The organism is Streptomyces sp. NPDC030021, from assembly GCF_055574035.1.
In genome coordinates, this window is the sequence record NZ_JBVIAH010000016.1 from 119,439 (window position 1) to 138,857 (window position 19,419).

Annotated in this window: 14 protein-coding genes; 2 read left to right on the forward strand and 12 right to left on the reverse strand. The window is 72.0% G+C overall.

The features are described 5' to 3' along the window. Positions 1-5 precede the first annotated feature (5 nt). The 5 genes from ACZ4YL_RS28520 to ACZ4YL_RS28540 form a co-directional block, all read right to left on the reverse strand. Entirely contained in the window at positions 6-1,193 is a 1,188-nt protein-coding gene (locus ACZ4YL_RS28520) for an MAB_1171c family putative transporter (RefSeq protein ID WP_468120483.1), read from the reverse strand. A gap of 4 nt (positions 1,194-1,197) precedes the next feature. Beyond that, positions 1,198-1,764 (reverse strand): hypothetical protein, encoded by a 567-nt coding sequence (locus ACZ4YL_RS28525; protein ID WP_314251263.1) that lies wholly within the window; start codon positions 1,762-1,764, stop codon positions 1,198-1,200. A 74-nt stretch (positions 1,765-1,838) separates the two neighbouring features. Next, entirely contained in the window at positions 1,839-2,348 is a 510-nt protein-coding gene (locus ACZ4YL_RS28530; RefSeq protein ID WP_468120485.1) for a hypothetical protein, read from the reverse strand. Between the two features lie 85 nt (positions 2,349-2,433). Beyond that, entirely contained in the window at positions 2,434-3,495 is a 1,062-nt protein-coding gene (locus ACZ4YL_RS28535) for a multicopper oxidase family protein (RefSeq protein ID WP_468120487.1), read from the reverse strand. A 70-nt stretch (positions 3,496-3,565) separates the two neighbouring features. Next, entirely contained in the window at positions 3,566-3,883 is a 318-nt protein-coding gene (locus ACZ4YL_RS28540) for a hypothetical protein (protein ID WP_468120488.1), read from the reverse strand. A gap of 484 nt (positions 3,884-4,367) precedes the next feature. Between ACZ4YL_RS28540 and ACZ4YL_RS28545 the strand changes: the two genes are divergently transcribed. Together ACZ4YL_RS28545 and pulA are read left to right on the forward strand one after the other, a co-directional pair. Continuing rightward, a complete protein-coding gene (locus ACZ4YL_RS28545) occupies positions 4,368-6,080 on the forward strand; it encodes a carbohydrate-binding module family 20 domain-containing protein (protein ID WP_468120490.1) in 1,713 nt (570 codons plus the stop codon). A 94-nt stretch (positions 6,081-6,174) separates the two neighbouring features. Further along, positions 6,175-11,535, forward strand: coding sequence for a pullulanase-type alpha-1,6-glucosidase (gene pulA, locus ACZ4YL_RS28550; RefSeq protein WP_468120491.1), 5,361 nt, complete (start codon positions 6,175-6,177; stop codon positions 11,533-11,535). Here pulA and ACZ4YL_RS28555 read toward each other — a convergent pair. The 7 genes from ACZ4YL_RS28555 to ACZ4YL_RS28585 all read right to left on the reverse strand — a co-directional run bounded on the left by ACZ4YL_RS28555 (position 11,522) and on the right by ACZ4YL_RS28585 (position 19,409). After that, positions 11,522-12,058 (reverse strand): GNAT family N-acetyltransferase, encoded by a 537-nt coding sequence (locus tag ACZ4YL_RS28555; protein ID WP_468120493.1) that lies wholly within the window; start codon positions 12,056-12,058, stop codon positions 11,522-11,524. The two genes, pulA and ACZ4YL_RS28555, sit on opposite strands and share 14 nt — an antisense overlap. A gap of 96 nt (positions 12,059-12,154) precedes the next feature. Then, positions 12,155-12,877, reverse strand: a complete 723-nt coding sequence (locus ACZ4YL_RS28560) for a TetR/AcrR family transcriptional regulator (protein ID WP_030009450.1) — start codon at positions 12,875-12,877, stop codon at positions 12,155-12,157. Between the two features lie 23 nt (positions 12,878-12,900). Then, positions 12,901-13,947: a PDR/VanB family oxidoreductase gene (locus ACZ4YL_RS28565; RefSeq protein ID WP_468120495.1), complete on the reverse strand. Its 1,047-nt coding sequence runs from the start codon at positions 13,945-13,947 to the stop codon at positions 12,901-12,903. Then, positions 13,944-14,840 (reverse strand): metal-dependent hydrolase, encoded by an 897-nt coding sequence (locus ACZ4YL_RS28570; RefSeq protein ID WP_468120497.1) that lies wholly within the window; start codon positions 14,838-14,840, stop codon positions 13,944-13,946. The genes ACZ4YL_RS28565 and ACZ4YL_RS28570 overlap by 4 nt, the downstream gene beginning before the upstream one ends. Positions 14,841-14,964: 124 nt before the next feature. Further along, positions 14,965-16,419, reverse strand: coding sequence for a hypothetical protein (locus tag ACZ4YL_RS28575; RefSeq protein ID WP_468120498.1), 1,455 nt, complete (start codon positions 16,417-16,419; stop codon positions 14,965-14,967). 154 nt (positions 16,420-16,573) lie between these two features. Beyond that, entirely contained in the window at positions 16,574-18,514 is a 1,941-nt protein-coding gene (locus tag ACZ4YL_RS28580; protein ID WP_468120500.1) for a hypothetical protein, read from the reverse strand. Positions 18,515-18,617: 103 nt separating this feature from the next. Beyond that, positions 18,618-19,409: a tyrosine-protein phosphatase gene (locus ACZ4YL_RS28585; protein WP_468120502.1), complete on the reverse strand. Its 792-nt coding sequence runs from the start codon at positions 19,407-19,409 to the stop codon at positions 18,618-18,620. Between the last annotated feature and the right edge of the window lie 10 nt (positions 19,410-19,419).

The window sequence follows — 19,419 nt, forward strand, 5'->3', positions numbered from 1 at the left end:
CGCACTCAGCCCTGGCCCGGCGGGTCCGGCAACGGCACGCCGGGCAGGACGCACAACCGCTCGGCCGTTAGGACCACCGCCGGGACGTCGATGACGGCTGCGACCTGAGTGATCCACCGGATCTCGGAATCCAGGTCGCGCCCGTCACCGGACACCGCACGTCGGTCGAACGCCTTCTCGCGAAGGCCGAGTTCGGCGGCGATGGCGTACCGCAGGACCGCCGCTTCCACGGCGGGTGCCAAGCGGTCGCCGCCGAACCCGGCCGCTCGCAGCTGCGCCTCGGCGGCCGCCGCATGCGCCGCACCCACATGCCCTTCCAGGGCGAGAATGCTGTCCCGGACCTCGATCACGTACCGGTAGAGCCGCAGCCGGGGGTTACCGCGATGCAACTCGTCGGGCAGCGGAAGCACCACCTCCGGTGTCGCGGTCTGGAGCAGCCGCCACAGAGGAGCGATCCGCCGGCCCTGCCGCGCGGCGATCCGGCGCTGACGGTGGCCGGCCAGGGCGGGCCACAGCACGGACAGGGCCAGGAGAAGCAGCGTGAGCACCAGAAGGGCTTGGGTGATCGCCCTGACCACCGCGGAATCGAACCACTGCAGCCGCAGGTACCGGGCTGTCAGATAGGCGAGCCGATGCGCCAGGTAGACCGTTCCGAGGAGCATCGAGAGCCGCATCAGCCACAACGACGTACGCACCGGACCCGGATGGGCGTGGCTTCCGTGGATCCAGCAGAGCACGGCGCAAGCCGCCAGGCCGATGGCGGCGACCCCGGTCACGATGATCCAGTAGAGGAACCCCGCCGGTGAGTTCTGGCTGTAGGTCAGCAGGTCGACATCACCATGCGGACGGGGCATCACGGCGAACACCGAGGCCAGAAGGGCCATCGCGACCGCCAGCCCGATGAGGTTCACCCGTGACGGGCGCCCTTGGGAGCGCCCGGTCAGCTCACGGACGAACTCCACCATCGCCGACGTCGCAGCCAGCGCCAGCAGATGCACCAGAAGGTTGGTGACACTCGCGACGCCGAGCACCGCGTCGATCACCCGCCGGATCGCCGGGACCCCCACGGTGAAGGCGACGGCCCACAGCGCCCACATCGCCCACAGGGCGCACATCCCCCGGTCGCGGCCGGCCGCCCGCCGTAACCCCAACAGGCTCCATGCGGTGAGCACCCAGACCAGCGGCAGCACCACCAGATCAAAGGGACGCACGCGACCCGCCCCATCCGTACGCGTCGGTGAACGTGCTCATGACCCGGTGCAGGGCATTCGACGAAGTGGGTGAGGCGCACGGCAGCGCAGCCGGGACCACGTCGAAGTGCTGCCACATCAGCGAGGCCATGAGCTCCGCCTCCTGCTCCTGCTCACCGCTGGCCCCGCTGCGGCCCCGGGCGAGGAGCCGGGCCGCCATCGCCGGATCCAGGTCGGGGAAGAGACGCTCCAGGCTCGCCTGCTGCGGCGCACCGGTCTGCTGGTGGTCCAGCAGCATGTGGGCCAGTTCGTGCAGGATGATGTGCGTCTGGTGAACCGGGCTGGTGACCTCGGAGTAGTACACGTGGTCGGTATCGGCGAAGGCGATCCACATCCCGCAGACGCCCGATTCCCCGCTGTCACCGCCGGGCAGCGGGAGCAGCCGTAACGGCCGCCCGCGCCGCTTGGCCACCAGCGCGGACAGATTCGTGATCGTGAACGGGCGCGGCACCTGCAACGGCCCGATGAGATCGGCACAGTGCGCCTTGAACGCGCGCCACTTGCGTTGTTCCACTTTGGTACCCAGCCCCCCAGCCACATCCCCTGTTTCCCCGACGCGATACTAGGAGACAGGTGTTCGGGCGGGGCTCAGGCGCGCGGGTCGACCGCCTGGCCGGTCTCCGGCCCGGCTTCGAGCAGAGCGCTGCGCTCGACCAGGGACCGTACGGTGTCCACGCCGTGGGACGACATCGTGGCCACCGCCGCGGCCCGCAGCGCCACCGACCGGACGTCGTTGGCCCGCATGGCCGCGATCAGGGCGAGCTGCGCGGAGACCCGGTCGGCCACCTCGTCGTCGACGAAGTAGGCCATCGGCACCCCGAAGAACTCGCCCAGCGCACGCAGGGTGCCGACCGTGGGGTTGCCGACCCTGCCCTTGAGCAGGGTCCACAGCCTGCCGACCGAGATCTTCGGATCGCCGGGACGCGCCCCGTCGCGCACCCCGTCGACCACCTCCTGCAGGGTGAAGCGCCGACCGAGGGGCTGCACGTGGACGAACAGGAACTCCACCCGCTGCCCCAGCCTTTCGGCCTCCGCGTCCACCGGACGTCCTTCGCCGCCCGGGTCGGCACAGGGCACGGCCTCGTCGCGCTCGCTCATCCGCCCTCATCCCTTTTCCTGCCGGCTCCCCCCAGTATGGCGGCCGCGGGGGACGGTCGGGCAGGGGAGGGCAGGAGCGGTGCCGTCAGTGGCCGTGCCCGCCGCCGTGACCTCCGTCGGCGCCCGGTTCGCCGTCGGGTGCCTCGGGGGCGTCGGGGTCGACGATCGTGAACGGGCGCATCAGGTCGTCGTCTTCGTGTTCGAGGAGGTGGCAGTGGTGGAGGTACGTCGCCGGGAGCTCGGTTCCGCTGTTCGGAATCCCCGCGATCGGTTCCATCGGCGGGCTCCACGGATCGGTGACGATTCTGGTCACCGTCTCCGGATAGGACTTGAAGGTGTCCTTGTAGGAGAGCGCTTCGTCCGGGTCCGGCGGGATCGGCGGGCCGGTGAAGTAGTTCGCCAGCACCGGCTTGTCCGCCGCTTTTCGGCCACCGTCGATCCACTTCTCGTAATCCGCCTGGTAGGCGGCCGCGTCGATCGGTTGCCTGTTCAGGACTTGGAAGTTGACGAGGTGGACGTGCATCGGGTGTGCGTCGTGGTTGGGATTCACGTGCTCCCAGATTTCCTTCGCGCCCGCCTTGATGAAGTCCTGGGACGGCTCCATGAAGGGCACCGCGTTGAACGTCATGGTGCTGAAGAGCTTGTGCTGGTACAGGACCCATTCCCGCCGGTGGATATCCGGCTCCGGCTCGATGGGTACGACCGCCGGCAGGTTCAGTTTCCTGGGCGGCGTCGTCCTGTCCGCACCGGACAGCGGCTTGGTGACCTGGAACTGCATGACTTCCGAGATTTCCGGTCCCTGGCCGGGCACACCCGGGTAGTGCACCGGGGCGTGGTAGTTCGTCAGTGTGATCTTCGAGCCCATGGGCATTCCGCTGAAGTCGACGATCAGGTCGTACCGTTCGGCCGGCCCGATCAGGAAATTCAGCATTTGCAGCGGGGTGCGGAATCCGCCGTCGGTGCCGATCAGCCAGAACGGAAGATTGGGCTGAAGCACCACGTCCCGGGGAGGGTCGAACCGCAGCCGCCAGAAACGCTCGTTCGAGGCGTTGAGGATCCGCAGCCAGTAGCGCCGCGGCTCGACGGCCAGGAAGGGGTACGCCTTGCCGTTGACGACCGGGGTGTCCTCGCCCTCCTGCTGGGTCATCGTATTTGACGACCGTCGGCTGGTCCTTGATCACGCTGATGGTCGGCCCGAGATAGCCCATGCCGATCGGCTAGTGACGGTCGTGCGGGTTCTTGGCCCAGTAGCCCCACACGTCGGCCGGCCCGAGGTCCCGGTGGAAGTGCCAGCTGCCCGGCCGCATCGTGATCTCGTAGTAGTCGGCGCCCGGATAGGCGGAGGTGTCCGGGACGGCCGTCTCCGGCGTGGGCAGCGGGTCGACGAACTTCTCCAGCGGAGGGGTCTGCGGAATCGGGGCGTCCGATGGCGCCGGTTCGTGACCGTGATGATGGCCGGGACCGGGATCCGCGTGCGCCTGTGCTCCCTGACCGCTCCCCGAGAGCATGGCCGCACCCCCGGCGGCCCCGGCCATGAGGAAATTCCTTCGCCCGACCATGTCTTCAGCCTTCCGTCGGCGCCGTGTGTCCTTGAAGGCATATCGCGCTGGTTCGGGGGCGTTGCCGCCGCGCGCCGGTCCGCATGGAGAAGCGCCCATTCGGCAGTAATCGGGCAGGAATTGAGATCGAGTTATAGTCGCCGGTCCGAAAACATCCCGCCCGGTGCGACCGGAGGCTTTCATCCCGTACGCACTCCGCCCCCGGGCGATGCGGGCCGGGGGTGAGGACGGCCGTAGGGCCCGGCCCGTCCGGCGGGTGCCCGTACCCGGCGAGGGGAGGGTGTCGCAGCCGTGTCCCGGGGGGTGAACTCGCTCTGCCGGGGCTGGAGTCCAGGGGCGCTGTCCAGCAGGACACGCCTCGGAAACAATTCTGCAATCTCTTGCGCAAACTCTTGCAGGGCTCCTACCTGGCCCCTACGGTCGCTCCAATCCCCACCTCTTCCGCCAGGAGGCCCCCCGCATGCCTGCCAGAGCCGTCAGAGCTGCAACCTTTTGCGCCACCACCGCACTTGCCGCGGCCACCCTCACAGGCCTCGGACCGCAGGCCGCCGCCGCGCCGCCCGGTGAGAAGGACGTCACCGCCGTCCTGTTCGAGTGGCGCTTCGACTCCGTCGCCAAGGCCTGCACCGATTCCCTCGGGCCCGCCGGGTACGGGTACGTGCAGGTGTCGCCGCCGCAGGAGCACGTGCAGGGCGGGCAGTGGTGGACCTCGTACCAGCCCGTCAGTTACAAGATCGCCGGGCGCCTCGGGGACCGGGCAGCCTTCAAGGCCATGGTCGACACCTGTCATGCCGCGGGCGTCAAGGTCGTCGCCGACTCCGTCGTCAACCACATGGCCGGACCGGCCGACGCCGGCGCCACCTTCACGGGCACCGGCGGTACTTCGTACACGAAGTACAACTACCCGGGCCTCTTCTCCGGCGCCGACATGGACGACTGCCGGGCCTCGATCTCAAACTACCAGGACCGGGGCAACGTCCAGAACTGCGAGCTCGTGCAGCTCGCCGACCTGGACACCGGGGAGGACTACGTACGCGGGCGCATCGCCGGGTACCTGAACGACCTGCTGTCGCTGGGCGTGGACGGCCTCCGGATCGACGCCGCCAAGCACATGCCCGCCGCCGACCTCGCCAACATCAAGTCCCGGCTCACCAACCCCCACGTGTACTGGAAGCAGGAGGCGATCTACGGGGCCGGGGAGGCCGTCTCGCCGAGCGAGTACCTGGGGAACGGGGACGTACAGGAGTTCCGGTACGCCCGGGACCTCAAGCGGGTCTTCCAGAACGAGAACCTCGCCTACCTGAAGAACTTCGGCGAGGCCTGGGGGTACATGCCCAGCGGGCAGGCCGGCGTCTTCGTCGACAACCACGACACCGAGCGGGGCGGCGACACCCTCAACTACAAGGACGGGTCCGCCTACACGCTCGCCAGTGTCTTCGCGCTGGCCTGGCCGTACGGCTCGCCCGACGTGCACTCCGGCTACGAGTGGACCGACAAGGACGCCGGTCCGCCCAACGGGGGTGCCGTGAGCGCCTGTTACGCCGACGGCTGGAAGTGCCAGCACGCCTGGCGGGAGATCTCCTCCATGGTCGGCTTCCGCAACGCCGCCCGCGGCCAGTCCGTCGGCAACTGGTGGGACAACGGCGGTGACCAGATCGCCTTCGGGCGCGGCACCAAGGCGTACGTGGTGATCAACCACGAGGGTTCCGCCCTGACCCGGACCTTCCAGACCGCGCTGCCGGGCGGCGACTACTGCGACGTGCAGAGCGGGCGGACCGTCACCGTCGGCTCGGGCGGGCAGTTCACCGCCACCGTCGCCGCCGGGACGGCTCTCGCCCTGCACGCCGGGGCCCGTACCTGCTCCGGTACCCCGGCGGGCTCCGCCGGGGCCTCCTTCGGCGTCAACGCCACCACCGTTCCCGGGCAGAACATCTACGTCACCGGTGACCGCGCCGAGCTCGGCAACTGGAACACCGGCGGCGCGCTGAAGCTCGACCCGGCCGCGTACCCGGTCTGGAAGCTCGACGTGACGCTCCCGGCCGGGACCGCGTTCTCGTACAAGTACCTCCGCAAGGACGCCGCCGGGAACGTCACCTGGGAGAGCGGAGCCAACCGCACCGCCACCGTCCCCGCGAGCGGCAAGGTCACGCCGGCCGACACCTGGCGCAGCTGAGCCGCCGCTCCACAGACCAGGGCCGCCCGGCACCATCCTCCCTGCCAGGCCGGGCGGTCCTCATCCATGCGACACGTACACAAGGAGACCTGCCTTGATACGCCCTGCCGCAGGAGTGCTCGCCGCCGCCCTGGCCGTGACGTTCCTGCCCGCCCTCCCCGCCGCGGCCGCGACGGCCGGGCCGCCGCCCGCCCCGCCCTCGGACGCGAAACTGGCCGCCGAACCGGCCCGCCACGACCTGACCCGGGAGCAGTTCTACTTCGTACTCCCGGACCGGTTCGCGAACGGCGACCCGGGCAACGACCGGGGCGGTCTGACCGGCTCGCGCCTGGAGACCGGCCTGGACCCCACCGACAAGGGCTTCTACCAGGGCGGTGACCTCAAGGGGCTCACCGACCGGCTCGACTACATCAAGGGGCTCGGCACCACGGCCATCTGGCTGGCGCCGATCTTCAAGAACCAGCCGGTGCAGGGCAAGGGGGCCGATGTCTCCGCCGGCTACCACGGCTACTGGATCACCGACTTCACGCAGGTCGACCCGCACTTCGGGACCAACGCCGACCTGGAGCGGCTGATCGACAAGGCGCACGGGAAGGGGATGAAGGTCTTCTTCGACGTCATCACCAACCACACCGCCGATGTCGTGGACTACCGGGAGGCGTCGTACTCGTACCTGTCGAAGGGGGCGTTCCCCTACCTGACGAAGGACGGGGTGCCCTTCGAGGACAAGGACTACGCAGACGGGAAGGCGAAGTTCCCGAAGGTGGACGGCACGTCCTTCCCGAGGACGCCCTTCGTGCCGGACGCGAAGAAGAACCTCAAGGTGCCGGGCTGGCTCAACGACCCGACGATGTACCACAACCGCGGGGACTCCACCTTCGCGGGCGAGTCCTCCGACCAGGGCGACTTCTTCGGACTCGACGACCTGTGGACCGAGCGTCCCGAGGTCGTCAGCGGGATGGAGAAGATCTACGAGAAGTGGGTGCGGGACTTCGACATCGACGGCTTCCGGATCGACACGGTCAAGCACGTCAACACCGAGTTCTGGACGCAGTGGGCGACCGCCCTCGACACCTACGCCGCGAAGCGCGGACGTGACGACTTCTTCATGTTCGGCGAGGTCTACTCCGCCGACACCGCCGTCACCTCCCCGTACGTGACCCGCGGGAAGCTCGACGCCACCCTCGACTTCCCGCTCCAGGACGCGATCCGCGCGTACGCCTCCCAGGGCGCGGCGGCCGGCAGGCTGGCCTCCGTCCTCGGTGACGACTACCGGTACACCTCCGGCAAGGCCAACGCCTACGAGCAGGTGACCTTCCTCGGCAACCACGACATGGGCCGGTTCGCCACCTTCCTGAAGCAGGACCGGCCGGGCGCCGGGGAGCAGGAACTGCTGGACCGCTACCGGCTGGCCAACGAGCTGATGTTCTTCTCCCGGGGCAACCCGGTGATCTACTCCGGTGACGAGCAGGGCTTCACGGGCGCGGGCGGCGACAAGGACGCCCGGCAGCCGCTGTTCGCCACGCAGGTCGCCGACTACCTGGACGACGACCAGCTCGGAACGGTGCGCACACACGCGAGCGATGCTTACGATCCGGGACACCCGCTCTATCAGCAGATCAGTGCTCTCTCGAAGCTGACGAAGGCGCACCCGGCCCTCCGCGACGGCGTCCAGAGTGAACGTTTCGCCGACGGCTCCGTCTATGCCTTCGCCCGCACCGACACCAAGACCCGCACCGAGTACCTGGTCGCCGCCAACAACGGCGCCGCATCCCGCACCGTCGAGATCGACGCCCCGGCCGGCTCCCAGTACCGCACCCTGTACGGCGGCACCGCGCTGATCCGCGCCTCGGCGGCCGGCAAGCTCACCGTCCCGGTCCCCGCCCTCGGCTCCGTGGTCCTCCAGGCCGTGACCCCCGCCGCCAAGCCGGCCGTCAAGCCCGCCCTGACCCTGAAGGCCCCGGCCCCCGGCGCCACCGGCACCGTAGAGCTCTCTGCCGACATCAGCGGCGGCGGCCTCAGCCGCGTCGTCTTCGCCGCCCAGACCGGCAACGAGAAGTGGCAGGTCCTCGGCACCGCCGACCACGCCCCCTACAAGGTCACCCAGCACCTCGACGCCAAGACCCCGGCCGGCACAGCCCTGCGCTACAAGGCCGTCGTCGTCGACTCCGCCGGCCGCACCGCGAGCGCCCTCTCCGCCTCCGCCGCCGGCCAGGCCCCGCCCACCGAGATCCCCACCGCCACACAGCGCGACTACGCCGTCGTCCACTACAACCGCCCCGACGGCGACTACACCAACTGGCGGCTGTACGCCTGGGGCGACCTCGCCGACGGCGAAGCCGCTCCGTCAAAGGCACAGCCGGCCGGCCACGACTTCACCGGCCGCGACGCCTACGGCGCCTTCGCGTACGTGAAACTCAAGCCCGGCGCCTCCTCCGTCGGCTACCTCGTCATCGACAAGGACGGCAACAAGGACGTCGCCGCCGACCGCACCATCGACGTGACGAAGACCGGCGAGATCTGGCTGGAGCAGGGCAAGGAGGCGGCCCGCACCGACCGCCCCGCCTACCCGCCGCAGGACCAGAGCAAGGCCGTCCTGCACTACCAGCGCCCGGACGGCGCCTACGACGGCTGGGGCCTGCACGTCTGGACCGGAGCCGCGAACCCCACCGACTGGTCCAAGCCCCTCCTCCCCACCCGCACCGACTCCTACGGCGCGGTCTACGAGGTCCCGCTCACGCCCGGCGCCACCAGCCTCAGCTACATCCTCCACAAGGGCGACGAGAAGGACCTCCCCACCGACCGGTCCCTGGACCTGAAGGCCACCGGCCACGAGGTGTGGATGCTGGGCGGCCAGGAGCAGTACCTCCTCCCGCAGCCCGCCGGCTCCGCCGCCGCCCTGGACCTCACCAAGTCCCAGGCCGTCTGGATCGACCGCGACACCCTCGCCTGGAACGCCCCCGCCGCAGCCGCCTCCGTGCAGCTCCTCGCCTCGCGCGAAGGCGCCGTCAAGGCCGAGAACGGCACCCTGACCGGCCGCGCCCAGTGGCTGCGGCTCGACAAGGCCGAGCTCACCGCCGCCCAGAAGCAGAAGTTCCCGCACCTCGCCTCGTACGGCGCCTACACCGTCGACCCGCGCGACCGCGACCGGGTCCGCGAGGCCCTGCGCGGCCAGCTCGTCGCGAGCGCCCGCGCCGCCACCGGCGCGGTCCTCGCCGCCACCGGCGTACAGCTCGCCGGCGTCCTCGACGACCTGTACGCCACCACCGCCTCCCTCGGCCCCGTCTTCAAGGACGGCCGCCCCACCCTCTCCGTCTGGGCCCCCACCGCCCAGCAGGTCTCCCTCGAACTCGACGGCCGCACGGTCGCCATGCGCCGCGACGACGCCACCGGCGTCTGGTCGGTGCGCGGCGAACGCTCCTGGACCGGCAAGCCCTACCGCTACGACGTGACGGTCTGGGCCCCGAGCACCCTCCAGGTGGTCCGCAACCTCGTCACCGACCCCTACTCCACCGCCCTCACCGCGGACTCCGTCCACAGCCTGGCCGTGGACCTGGCCGACCCGAAGCTCGCCCCGCCCGGCTGGAAGACCCTGCGCAAGCCCGCGCCCGTCCCCTTCACCTCCGCGCAGATCCAGGAGCTGCACATCCGCGACTTCTCCGTCGCGGACCGCACCACCACCCACCCCGGCCAGTACCTGGCCTTCACCGACACCGCCTCGGCGGGCATGCGGCACCTGCGCGACCTGGCCGCCGCCGGGGCCTCGTACGTCCACCTCCTGCCGGCCTTCGACATCGGCACCATTCCGGAGAAGGCCGCCGACCGCACCGAGCCCGCCTGCGACCTCAAGGTGTACGCCCCGGACTCGCAGGAACAGCAGGCCTGCGTGGCCGCCGCGGCCGCGAAGGACGCGTACAACTGGGGCTACGACCCGCTCCACTACACCGTCCCCGAGGGCAGCTACGCGAGCGACCCGAACGGCACGGCCCGCACCGTCGAGTTCCGCAGGATGGTCCAGTCCCTCAACGGGTCCGGGCTGCGCACGGTGATGGACGTCGTCTACAACCACACCGTCGCCGCGGGCCAGTCGGACAAGTCCGTCCTCGACCGCATCGTCCCCGGCTACTACCAGCGCCTGCTGGCGGACGGCTCCGTCGCCACCTCCACCTGCTGTGCCAACACCGCGCCCGAGAACGCCATGATGGGGCGCCTGGTCGTCGACTCGATCGTCACCTGGGCGAAGGAGTACAAGGTCGACGGCTTCCGCTTCGACCTGATGGGCCACCACCCGAAGGCCAACATCCTGGCCGTCCGCACGGCCCTCGACGCCCTGACCGTCGCCAAGGACGGGGTCGACGGCAAGAAGATCGTCCTCTACGGGGAGGGCTGGAACTTCGGCGAGATCGCCGACGACGCCCGCTTCGTGCAGGCCACGCAGAAGAACATGGCCGGAACCGGCATCGCCACCTTCTCCGACCGGGCCCGTGACGCCGTGCGCGGCGGCGGCCCCTTCGACGAGGACCCGCGCGTCCAGGGCTTCGCGTCCGGGCTGTTCACCGCCCCGAACGCCTCGCCCGCGAACGGCACCGCCGAGCAGCAGAAGGCCCGCCTCCTGCACGCCCAGGACCTGATCAAGGTCGGGCTCTCCGGCAACCTCGCCTCGTACGCCTTCACCGACACCACCGGCCGCCGCATCAAGGGCTCCGAGCTGGACTACAACGGCGCCCCGGCCGGCTACGCGGCCGCCCCCGGTGACGCCCTCGCCTACGCCGACGCCCACGACAACGAATCCCTCGCCGACGCCCTGACCTACAAGCTCCCGCCGGCCACGAGCAACGCGGACAAGGCCCGCATGCAGGTCCTGGCCATGGCCACGGCCACCCTCTCGCAGGGCCCGGCCCTCTCCCAGGCGGGCACCGACCTGCTCCGCTCCAAGTCCCTGGACCGCAACTCCTTCGACAGCGGCGACTGGTTCAACGCCATCCACTGGGACTGCCAGGACGGCAACGGCTTCGGCCGCGGTCTGCCCCCGGCCGCCGACAACGCCCCGAAGTGGCCGTACGCGAAGCCGCTGCTCGCGGGACCGGCCCCCACCTGCACCGACATCGGCGCCACCGCGGCCGCCTACCGAGACCTGCTGAGGATCCGCACCACCGAGCCGGACTTCGCCCTCACCACCACCGAGGCGGTCCAGTCCCGGCTGTCCTTCCCCCTCTCGGGCAAGGACGAGACCCCGGGTGTGATCACCATGACCCTGGGCGACCTGGTGGTCGTCTTCAACGCGGCCCCCACCGGCCGGGCCCAGCGCGTCCCCGCCCTCGCCGGCACCGCCTACCGGCTGCACCCGGTCCAGGCCGCGGGCTCCGACGCCACCGTCAAGCAGTCCACGTACGACGCGAAGACAGGAGAGTTCACCGTCCCCGCCCGCACCGTCTCGGTCTTCACACGGCGCTGAGCCGGTCCAGCCGCTTCTCCAGCAGGATCACCCCGTAGGTCCTGCCGTCCTTCCCCTCCTTGTTGGGGAGCTCCCCGACCACCCGGTAGCCCGCACCCCGGTAGTACGCGAGCAGCCGGGGGTTGGTGGAGACGCAGTCCAGCCGCGCCCGTTCCCGACCGGTCCGGGCGGTCCGGCGCTCGGCGTGTTCGAGCAGCCGCCGCCCGGCCCCCGCGGGGGCCACCTCGCGCGCCACCATCAGCCGGTGGACGTAGCCGGCCACGGGCGGCTGGACCCCCCAGGCGCCCTCGTCGGACCACCACAACTCGTAGGCCCCGCACACGCGCCCGTCGGCATCGCCGGCGATCCAGACCTCGCCCTCGCGCATCCTCGACCGGAAGTGCGCGGCGTCCTTGTCGCCGGGCTTCCACTGATCGATCCCGTGCTTGCGCATCCACCGGGCGGCCTGGTCGTACAGCTGCACCAGCGTGCCGGCGTCCTTCTCCTCGGCAGGCCGGAACAGCATCTCGTCGTCAATGATCACGCGGGCATTATCGATGATCATGGGCGGCCGCCACACCCCGGATCCGACGCGGATCCAGCCCGCCTTCCACACCAGGCCCGGTACCCGGTCCGGCCCTCAGCCCGGGACGGTCTCCGACGCCCCGCCCGGCACGAGCGCACCGAGCCGCCCGACCAGCTCCCCGAAGGGCCCGTCGGCGGGCTCGCCGGCCAGGATGCCCACGAGGATCCCCGCCATCTCCGCGTCGTACGCGGCGCTCACGGCGGCCAGCGCGGCGAAGTCGTGCACCAGCTGCAGCTCCAGTTCGCCCCGCGGGATCCGGCGCCCGTCCAGCCAGATCAGCGCGGTGGACTCGGCGAGCGACACCCAGGACCGCACCACGAGCTCCAGGCGCGCGGGCGTGCGCTCCAGCCCGATGCCCAGGTGCGTGAGGATCTGCTCGTACGCCGCCTGCCGGACCTCGTCGATCATCGCGTTCGTCCGGCTGCTGCCGACGGCCGGACCGCCGCGCATCAGCGCCGAGAAACCCGGCCCGTGGTCGTCGACGAAATCGAAGAACCGCCCCATCACCCGCAGCAGGCGCGCCCCGAGCGGCCCCTCCCGGGGCTCCACGAACCGCAGCGCCAGCTCGTCGGCCGCCCGCCGCAGCGCGGCCTCGTACAGGCTCAGCTTGCCCGGAAAGTAGTGGTAGACGAGCGGCCGGGATATCCCCGCGGCCGCCGCGATCTCGTCGATCGACACATCGTCGGGCGAGCGGTGGCTGAACAGCTCCAGGGCAACCCCGATCAGCTGCTGCCGCCGCTCCTCGACACCCATCCTGCGTCGCACTCCGGTTGTCATGCGGACACCCTACTGGGGAGCGTTCAGAGGTCCAGGACCAGTCGGTCCCCCTTCGCGCGGGAGACGCACAGCAGCATCGAGTCCTCGCGCTCCTGGTCCGTGAGGAGCTCGTCGCGGTGGTCCACCCCACCCGCCAGAACCCGGTGTTGGCAGGTCCCGCAGAAACCCTGCTCGCAGGAGTACGGGGTGGCCGGCAGCTCCCGGCGCACCGCGGCCAGCGTGCTCTCGTCCGCCGCCACCTCGACGACCCGCCCCGAGCGGCGCAGTTCGACCGTGAAGGCCCGCCCCGGACCGGGGCCCTCCGAGGGGGAGAACCGCTCCAGGTGCACCGCTGCCGGATCCGCGGCCGCCGCCGTGACGGCCCGCATCAGCGGCTCCGGACCGCAGCAGTAGACCAGGGTGCCCGGCCCCGCCGCGGACACCGGGGTCAGGTCGGGCAGGCCCGTCTCGTCCTCGGGGAGGACCGACACCTGGTCGCCGTAGGGCGCGAGGTCGTCCAGGAAGGGCATCGAGTCGAGGGTGCGGCCCCCGTAGAGGAGGGTCCAGTCGGCGCCCGCCGCCGTGGCGGCCCGCAGCATCGGCAGGATCGGGGTGATGCCGATGCCGCCCGCGACGAAGACGTAGGAGGCCGCCGGGACCAGCGCGAAGCGGTTGCGCGGCGGGCGCAGTTCCAGCTCGGCGCCCTCGGCCAGCTGCGCGTGCGCCTCGCGGGAGCCGCCCCGGCCGTCCTCGATCAGCCGGATCGCGATCGTGTACCGGCCGGCGTCCGCCGGGTCGCCGCACAGCGAGTACTGGCGGACCAGGCCCGAGGGCAGGGTGACGTCCACGTGCGCGCCCGGGGTCCACGCCGGCAGGTCCGGTGACTCCACGGTCAGCCGCAGCACGCCCTGCGCGGGCTCCGTACGGGAGACGATCAGCGCCCGCAGCGCGCGGCGCGGGGAGTGGCCCGAGACCGGCGTCTCCAGGGCCGGCAGCGGCCAGAGCGGGGAGCCGCCGATGCGGCGCCTCAGGGCGCGCCGGGTCACCCAGGCCGCGCCCAGGACGGCCGTGACCGTGAAGGCGCGCCTCATGCCCGCACCCCGCCGTTCGCGCCGGGGGAGGCGGCGAGATAGGCCACCGCCTGGGCCGTCGAGCCCTCCTGCGAGGGGTGGTAGGCACGGGAGAGGTACTTCGGGATGGACTTCAGCATCGCTCCGGTCGACGGGAGCACCCCCTGCTGCCCGGCCACGAAGAACTTCCCGAAGGAGGCCTTGCCGTCCACCAGGTGCGGGTCGTTCTCCATGAAGAAGCGCACCCCGCGCTGCCAAAGGAACACCAGGGCCGAGAAGGCGGTCGCCCAGGTCCGCGCCCGGCGGCGGTAGTTGCCGTCGACGTGCATGAAGAGGTCGAAGGCCACCGAGCGGTGCTCGACCTCCTCCGCCCCGTGCCAGCGCAGCAGGTCCAGCATGGTGGGGTCGGCGCCCCGCCGGTCCAGCGCGTCGGCGTTCAGCACCCAGTCGCCCAGGAACGCCGTGTAGTGCTCGATCGCCGCGATCATCGCGACCCGTTCCATCAGCCACCAGTGGCGGGCCCGGCCCGGCGGCAGGGTCCGGTCGCCGAGGAGCTTCTCGAACAGCCAGTCCACCTGCGCGGTGTAGGGGGTCGGGTCCAGCCCGAGCCGCTTCAGGTGGGGGAGCACGTCGTCGTGGGCGGTGGCGTGCATGGCCTCCTGGCCGATGAAGCCGACGACGTCCGCCCGCAGTTGCTCGTCCTCGATGTACGGGAGCACCTGCTTGTAGACGTGTACGAACCAGCGCTCTCCGGCGGGGAGCAGCAGGTGCAGCACATTGATCATGTGCCCGGCGAAGGGGTCGCCGGGCAGCCAGTGGAGCGGGGTGTCCTCCCAGCCGAAGGACACGTTCCGGGGCCTCAGGTCCACGTGTTCCGACGCCACGGGGGCGGGCGCGAGCGGCGTATTAGACATGGCGTCAATGTACTGACGGGTAGGTGGGAGGAGAAGCCCCCTGCGCGGACTTCTCCGACATGCCGCTGCCCGGGCGCGGACGCGCCCGGGCAGCGTGTGTCGGTGTGCGTGCGGGTCGCGCGGGCTATCGCCCGACGTGGCCGGTCGAGAGCGCCCACTCACGGTTCAGGGTGCCCAGCGGGATGCGGCGCTCGAAGACGGGCGTGCCGAACAGCGACAGCTGGAGCTGGAGGTTTCCGCTCAGGTCGAAGCCGCCGTACAGCGCCCAGGCGCCGTCGAGGGAGGTCTTGCCGTCGCTGGACGCGGCCGCCTTGATGTCTCCCTCACCACGCAGGTACGGGGCGAAGTCCGCGGTGACGCCGACGGCGCCGTAGAGACCGACCGAGGCCTCGGCGCCGATCGCGCCCTTGACCCGCCCGGCGGCGGTGACGCTCGCCCGCACCGGCGTGCTCTTCACGTTCGAGGCGCTCACCGGGGTCCAGCCCTTGCCCGCGGCGTAGCTGCCGCCGACCTTGAAGTCGCCCTTGACGTCCTGCTGGACGTCGAGGGTCACGCGGCCGTCGGCCTCCACCTGGATGTAGCAGGTCAGGTCGAGGTTGACGACGACCGGCACCGGGCCGACCTGGATGACGGGCGAGCTGTGCAGCTTGGCGAACGGGATCCGCTTGGGCGCTCCGGTGCTCGCGGCGGCGCGGCCCTGGAGCTTCCACTGCGAGGACCAGTCACCGCTCATGCCGAGGAAGGCGCCGCGCGGACCGGGGCCGCCGCCGGTGCTGCCGTCGTACGCGAACTCGACCTGCGGTGCGAGCTGGACGAAGCCGGAGACCGAGGCGCCGGCCGAGGCGGGGGCGTCCGGGGCGGTGTCGACGGAGGCGTTGACGTCGAGCCGCAGGTTGCCGAGCGGCAGCTTCGCGCCCTCGGGGCCGAAGGTCAGGCCCGGGCCCTTGGCCCAGGAGAAGGTGACGCCCTTCGTCAGGGGCTCGACGGTGACCGCCGCCGGGTCGACGGGGACCTTGCCGTCGGCCTTGTCGTCACCCAGGACGGCGGCCAGCGTGGTGGAGGCGGTCTTGACCTCGGTGCCCTTGTCGGTCTTGCCGACGACCTCGGTGACCTTGGCGAGCAGGCCCGCGGGGGCGCCGGGGGCCGGTGCGCTGGCGATGACATCGCCCACCGCCACGGGCTTGTCGGCCTCGGGAGACTTGCCCGCCTCGGGGGACTTGCCGCTCTCAGGGGCCTTGCCCGTCCCGGACGACTTGCCGGGCGAGGGCGAACGGCCGGCTTCCGGTGCGGACTTGGCGATAACGGCCCGGCCGCTGGCCTGGTCGTAGGAGGCGACCTTCAGTGTGGACTTCTCGGTCTTGCCCTTCCCGTCGGCCCGGGCCACGGCCGCCGGCGTGGGCGTCCCCTGCGGTGCCGCGGCCACGTCGAGCTGCTGCGACGTGCCGTCGGACGAGGGGGTGACGGAGGCGGGGGCGGCCGGTCCGGCGGCGCTGGTGTGAGGGGTCGAGCCGCAGCCGGTGGCGGTGAGGGCGAGGGCGGTCAGGCCGGGTATGAGGAGGCGTCGGGTGAGCGTGCGCACGTGGGGTGACCTTCAGGTGGGGGAGGGGTGTTGAGGGTTACCGCGTGGTAACCGGAATCCGATCATGCCATGTACCCATGGCGACCGTCATGTCCGGATCCCGCCAACTACCCCACAGTTCCTGACGGTTGAAGCTTCACCCACCCGCGAAGCCCTACCGCAGCACGCCCGCCTTCGTCCCGTCCGTCAACTTGCCCGACAGATCCACCTGCGCACCCGCCGGCGCCTTCACCGCCATCCGGTTGCCGTTCGCAGACCCGCTCACCCCGCCGCCCGACACCGACAGCGAGGCGAACTGCGCACTGCCCGCCGCCAGCACGTACCACTGGCCGGCCCGCGACTTCCACAGCACGCCCGCCAGCACCCGCGGCTCCCGCGGCCCGCAGGCCGCCGACCCCTCCGAGCGGGCCGCCTGCGCCGCCATCGGGGCGCCCGGGGCCAGGAACTGCGCCTGCACCCGGTCGGCCGCCCCCTGCCAGGTCTCGGCCCGCGTGCAGAGCCAGGCCGCCGTCCCGTCGCCCTCCGGCAGCGGCTGCTTCGCGTACGTCCACGCGTTGACCGTACGGACCCCGTGCGAGCGGACCGCCGGCAGCAGACAGGCGATCCTCGACCAGTCCCCGAGTTCTGCGGCCTCCGTCACATCGCGCTCGGCACCCGGCGCACCCGACGTCAGCCGGGCCGGGGTCAGTTCACCGAGGTCGGTGATCAGCCGGGTGGCGCCGTCGCCCGTCAGCGCCAGCGCGTTCCAGCTCGTACAGCTGCCCGCCGGGGCCGGGCCCGCCACCGGCGGGGTCACCCCGTCCGGGGACGGCTTCAGCGCCACCACGGGCGCGGCGGGCTTGAGCAGGTCCCGCAGGGCCGTACCGGTGACCCACGGCGCCGTGAGATAGCGGACGTTGCCGTCGACCCGGCTGAGGACCAGCGCGGTGGCGGTCTCCGCCGATGCGCCGTCGGTCCGGGCGAAGTCGAGGGCGGCGCCCGCGGTCCCGGCCCGCGGCTCCGCGTAGCGGACCACGCGCAGGCCGTCGTACATCAGGACCACGACGGCCTGGTCCACGGCGCCCGCGAACAGCAGCTGCGCCGGCCCCATCGGCGGCCCGGCCGGTGTGCCCGGGGTGGCCGAGGTGACCACCGAGCGGCCCGGCCGGGCCCACACGGCCAGCGCCCGGCGCAGCAGCTCCGTATCGCCGGCCCGGTCGCCGCGGGCGGGCCAGGTGGAGAAGTCCGTACGCGACGACGTGTGCCAGAGGGCGGGCGCGGCCCGGACCAGCTTCGCGGGATCCAGGGCCTGCTCGGCCGCGGCGTTGCGCGCGTACAGCGGGGCGGCGGCCCCGTCCGAGCCCCAGCCCCCGCCGGGCAGCGCGAGCAGCGCCCCGCACACGGCGAGGGCGGCCCCGGCGGCCAGCGCGGCCCGCCCGAGACGGCGCCGCCGCAGCAGGTCGGTGGGCCGGGCCTGGAGCACGCACGGGTCGAACTCGGGGGAGGCGAACAGGGCGTCGTTCGCCGGATCCCCGGACTCCCGGACCGCGGCGGCCGGATCCGGGACCCCGGCCTCGTCGAGCACCCGGAGCACCTCCGGCTCGGACAGCCGTTCCAGGGCCCGCAGCACGCAGGCGGCCCGGCCCGGCCCGTCGAGGGTGGCCAGCCACTGGTCGAGGGCGAGCTCCTCGGCCCCGCCCGAGCGGGGGAACAGCCGCAGCCCCCACACCTGGGGGAGCACCGGCGGGAGCTGCGCGCGCCGCGGCAGCGCCCGGAAGGTCAGCGGGATCCCCGCCTCCAGGGCGGCGCGCAGCACGCGCAGCCGGACGTACGCGTACCCGGAGTCCTCCGCCCCGCCCCGCTGGCCCGGCACCCCGCCCCGCACGGCGGCCGCGGCCGCCGCCGAGTCCCGCCGCCCGCGCGGCAGTGCCCGCTGGACCAGCGAGTGGGCGGTGAGCACCCGCCGGTTGCGGCCGAGGGCGGGCGGCAGCACCAGATAGGCGAGCCGCACCAGCCGGGGGTAGTGCTCGACGATGGCGGCCTCGGCCTGCTCGACGTCCGGCGGCACGGGAGACACGGGAGGCACGGGGCGGGTGGCGGTATCCGGCGCAGTCACGTTCAGCAGAACGAGCGAATCGTCGGATGGTCACCGGTCCCGGCCTCCGGCCCGGGGCCGGAGGGCAGGCGCGGGGTCAGGGTGCGGGGTGCGGAGTGCGGGGTCAGACCACCAGACGGGCGCGCAGCGCCCCCACCGTCTCGTCGGCGACACCGAGCCCCTCGCGCACGTACTTCTCCATGGAGCCGTACCGCGTCTCGACCTCGTCCAGCGCCGCCCGCAGGTAGGAGGGGAAGACGCCGATCAGCGCGAGCGCGATGTCCGGGTCGCCGCCGGCCGCCGTGAAGCCCTCGATCATCGGGGCGAAGGCCTGCTTGACCGCCGGATTGACCGACAGGTATTCGGCCATCAGCGTCTCGTCGTCCGCGCCCAGCAGCGCCAGGATGACCGTCGCGCCCCAGCCGGTCCGGTCCTTGCCGGCCGTGCAGTGGAACAGCAGCGGGCCCGAGTCGGCGTCGGCGGCCTCGGTGAGCAGCATCCGGTACGCGGCCTGCGCGGAGCCGGAGTTCACGAAGGACCGGTAGGTGTCGGCGAACAGTGCCTGCACCCGCCCGCCGCCCAGGTGCTTCTCGGCCACGGCCGGGTCGGACAGCAGGTCCTTCAGCTGCGTGGCGGGCACCTGGGCGGAGCTCAGCTTGTCGGCGAGGACGTCACCGACCAGGAACCGGGCCCCGGCGGGTATCCGGTCGGGGTGGTCGGCGCGCTCGGCGGCGGTGCGGAAGTCGATGACGGTACGCAGGCCCAGCCCGGCCACCACCGGGTCGGCGTCGAGGTCGAGCCGGTCGAGCTGTCCGGAGCGCAGGACCAGGCCGGGGCGGACGGTGCGGCCGCCGGGGAGCGGGGTGCCGCCGAGGTCGCGGAGGTTGGCGACGGTGGTGGACGGGGTGGCGGTCATCGTGGCAGCT

Excerpts from the sequence above, each read along its gene's own strand:
- ACZ4YL_RS28530 (WP_468120485.1), bottom strand. The coding sequence starts at position 2,348 with ATGAGCGAGCGCGACGAGGCCGTGCCCTGTGCCGACCCGGGCGGCGAA.
- ACZ4YL_RS28535 (WP_468120487.1), bottom strand. The coding sequence starts at position 3,495 with ATGACCCAGCAGGAGGGCGAGGACACCCCGGTCGTCAACGGCAAGGCG.
- ACZ4YL_RS28540 (WP_468120488.1), bottom strand. The coding sequence starts at position 3,883 with ATGGCCGGGGCCGCCGGGGGTGCGGCCATGCTCTCGGGGAGCGGTCAG.
- ACZ4YL_RS28545 (WP_468120490.1), top strand. The coding sequence starts at position 4,368 with ATGCCTGCCAGAGCCGTCAGAGCTGCAACCTTTTGCGCCACCACCGCA.
- ACZ4YL_RS28560 (WP_030009450.1), bottom strand. The coding sequence starts at position 12,877 with ATGACAACCGGAGTGCGACGCAGGATGGGTGTCGAGGAGCGGCGGCAG.
- ACZ4YL_RS28565 (WP_468120495.1), bottom strand. The coding sequence starts at position 13,947 with ATGAGGCGCGCCTTCACGGTCACGGCCGTCCTGGGCGCGGCCTGGGTG.
- ACZ4YL_RS28570 (WP_468120497.1), bottom strand. The coding sequence starts at position 14,840 with ATGTCTAATACGCCGCTCGCGCCCGCCCCCGTGGCGTCGGAACACGTG.
- ACZ4YL_RS28585 (WP_468120502.1), bottom strand. The coding sequence starts at position 19,409 with ATGACCGCCACCCCGTCCACCACCGTCGCCAACCTCCGCGACCTCGGC.